The sequence below is a fragment of the Niastella sp. sgz303648 genome (assembly GCF_059587045.1).
In genome coordinates, this window is the sequence record NZ_JCAPSW010000063.1 from 1 (window position 1) to 904 (window position 904).

General features: G+C 53.2%; 1 protein-coding gene. It reads left to right on the top strand.

Annotated elements, in window-relative coordinates; genetic code table 11:
• A partial coding sequence (locus AC59IL_RS38925) for an AMP-binding protein (RefSeq protein ID WP_496557668.1) occupies positions 1-904 on the top strand: 904 nt, incomplete at both ends.

Genomic DNA, 904 nt, shown 5'->3' on the forward strand with positions numbered 1-904 from the left:
CAATCAAAGCGCAGGATGCGGCCTATATCATGTATACATCGGGAACCACAGGTCATCCCAAAGGGATCAGGGTGGTTCACCGCAATATCGTGAAACTGGTTGAGGAGCCGGGCCCGATAGCCGTACGGTCGTCGGACCGGATGCTGCAGTGGTCAAACTATTCATTCGACGGGTCGGTGTATGAAATATACAGTTGCCTGTTGAAGGGAGGCCGGTTGTACATGATCAGGGATGAATGGGCCTCTGATGTGTATGCGATGTCGAAGCTGATATCGGAGCACCGGATAACGATGATGTTCGTGACGACGGCGTTGTTCAACGCGTTTGTGGATGTGGGGCTGCCGGCGCTGGACAGCGTTCGGAAGCTGCTGTTTGGAGGGGAACTGTTGTCGTTGTCACATGTTAGAAGAGGGTTGTCGGCCATGGGTGTTGGTAGGATTGTGCATGTGTATGGACCAACCGAGACAACGGTGTACGCAAGCTATTATGAGATAAATGAAGTGTTTTTGAACAGAATGGTACCGATAGGGCGGGGTTTATCGAACACGGGACTGTACATATTGGATGAACACGGCCGCCCGTCACCGGTAGGTGTATCGGGGGAAATATATATAGGAGGGGATGGGTTATCGCAAGGGTATATCAACAAAGTGGAGTTGACCGGGGAGAAGTATGTGGAAGTAGCGGGAATCGAAGGGCGATTATACCGTACGGGGGATCTGGGTCGCTGGCAGGGGAATGGGAATATCGAATTTTTGGGTCGTATAGACGATCAGGTAAAGATCCGTGGTTACCGGATCGAGCCGGGCGAGGTGGAAGAGGTGTTGCGGAGTGCGCCACAGGTTGAGCAGTGTGTGGTGATGGTGCGGGAAGATACGGCAGGTCAGCGCCGGCTGGTAGCGTA